This window comes from Actinomycetota bacterium (assembly GCA_036280995.1).
Taxonomy (GTDB): domain Bacteria; phylum Actinomycetota; class CALGFH01; order CALGFH01; family CALGFH01; genus CALGFH01.
In genome coordinates this window covers 1-2,052 of sequence record DASUPQ010000762.1, presented here as the reverse complement: position 1 = coordinate 2,052, position 2,052 = coordinate 1, and the positions used below count along the sequence as shown (strand labels likewise).

2 protein-coding genes are annotated in these 2,052 nt (G+C 71.3%); one reads left to right on the top strand and one right to left on the bottom strand.

Annotation, left to right across the window (positions count from 1 at the left end; all coding sequences use genetic code 11):
- Nucleotides 1–281: 281 nt before the first annotated feature.
- Nucleotides 282–1,343 carry an IS110 family transposase gene (locus VF468_25430; protein ID HEX5881629.1) on the bottom strand — a complete coding sequence of 354 codons (1,062 nt, stop codon included), beginning with the start codon at nt 1,341–1,343 and terminating at the stop codon, nt 282–284.
- Nucleotides 1,344–1,702: 359 nt separating this feature from the next.
- Here VF468_25430 and VF468_25425 point away from each other — a divergent pair.
- Nucleotides 1,703–2,052 (top strand): transposase (locus VF468_25425; GenBank protein ID HEX5881628.1); only part of this gene is annotated, 350 nt, incomplete at its 3' end.

Here is a 2,052-nt window from a genome sequence, read left to right as displayed (position 1 = left end):
CGAGCTGCTGGATGAGCGCCGGTTGGGCAGCGGCGTGGTGTACCTGCGCTACCGCACCCAGACCTGAGTAGACGCCGACGGCGCCCGGTCGGTGGTGGAGGTCATGGCCGAGGAGCTGGGACCGAGCCTGCGCTGGGCGGCGGCGACGACGACCAGGACGACGAGAAGCCAGGAGCAGTAGCCAGCTCGACCAGCGCAGCGGGGAGCGGGACGCGGGTGAAGGAGCAGCATGCCAGCGTTCCGCTCCGTCGTTCCCGATCCTTCGAGTGTCTCGATGCCTCCTATTTCAGGCAAGCGGGTGGGGCGGTGGGTGGCGGGCTTGTGAGCTGGTGGTAGATCTCGCGGGCGATGTAGCGCTTTAGACAGCGCATGATGTCGAGCTTGGACAGGCCTTGTTTGGTCCTTCGCTCGACATAGGCCCTGGTTGGTGGGTGGCAGCGCATGCGGACCAGGGCGATCCGCCACAAGGCGTTGTTGGCTCGGCGGTCGCCGCCGCGGTTCAGCCGGTGGCGGTCGGTGCGACCCGAGGACGCTGGGATGGGGGCGGTGCCGCACAGATGCGCGAAGGCGGCCTCTGAGCGCAGGCGCTGGGGGTTGTCGCCAGCGGTGACTAGCAGCTGGCCGGCGGTCTCGACCCCGACCCCGGGCAGCGCCATCAGCGCGGGAGCGACCGAAGACACCAGCGCTTGTAGCTGGGTGTCGAGCTGGTCGAGCTCGGCCTGGAGCTGTTGCCAGCGGCGGGCCAGAGTCCGCAGGGTGGTCTTGGTGGCGGCGGTGGTGCTGGTGAGCGGCCCGGGCCGCATGGTCCCACAAGCCCTGACCAGCGCCTTGGTCTTGAGTCCGAGCAGCGGCTGGCGCAGCTCGTCGGGGGCGCTGCACAGCACCCCGTACAGCTGCTCTGCAGCCGCGATCCGAGCCTTCATGGCGCCGCGGCGGGCGACCCGCAGCACCCGGATCATCTCGACCTGGCCGTCACGGGTCTTGGGGGTGGCGGCCGCGACCCCGGCCAGGGTCGCTCGGGCGGCAGCCTGGGCGTCGATCGGGTCCGACTTGCCCCGACGACGCCGCGTGCTGCGGTCCGGCCGGGCCACCTCGACCACCGCCAGCCCATAGGCGCGCACAAACCGGGCCAAGCCGGCCCCGAAGGTGCCGGTGCCCTCGACCCCGACGCGCGCCACCGGCCCGAAGCGTTCGGCCCAGGTGACCAGGGCGACATAGCCGCGGGTCGAAGCCGCAAACGCCTGGGTGCCCAGCAGCCGTCCGGCCTGATCGACCACGGCGGCTACGTGAGTCTCAAGGTGGGTGTCGACCCCAACGGTGACCGGCGTGGCTGGTGCTGGCATGCTCTCCATGGCCGTTCCTTCCGGGCTCCTCGGACAGGGACGGCACGCACCCATCGGGACGGTGGACAGCACTGCGATGGGGCCTCTCGCCAGGCTCCTGACTTGTCAGCATCTGGGGCGGCACGTCGGGTCTGCAGCCCGTAGCGTGCCGGGGCGACCCGGGCAGGCCCGCAGGCTCCTTGCCGTCCAGGCTCAACCGTTCGTCGAGCACGGACTGGCTCGTTCATAGCGTGCCGCCCGTGGTCGTCCACCCGTGGCGTGGCTCGATACAGGCACGCGACCGTGGTCGCTGGAAGGTCAGGGTGCCCACCACGGGCTCGACTGTGCCGCCGTCGCCTCGCCGTGGACAGGAGCCGCTGATGGTCATCATCGGGATCGACCCCCACAAGCACAGCCACACCGCCGTCGCCGTTGACCAGCACGAGCAGCCCGTGGGCCAGCGCACGGTTCTCGCCGGCCCCCAGACCACGGCTGGGTTGTTGGCCTGGGCTGGCCGCTGGCCCGAGCGCCGCTGGGCGGTCGAGAGCGCCCGGGGGCTGGGCTACCACCTCGCCCAGCAGCTGGTCGGGGCCGGTGAACAGGTCATCGATGTTCAGGCCAAGCTGGCCACCAGGGTGCGGCTGCTGGACCGAGGCCACGGACGCAAGACCGATCAGGCCGACGCCCGCTCGGTCGCCTTGGTCGCCCTGCGCACGCCCACCCCGGCCCT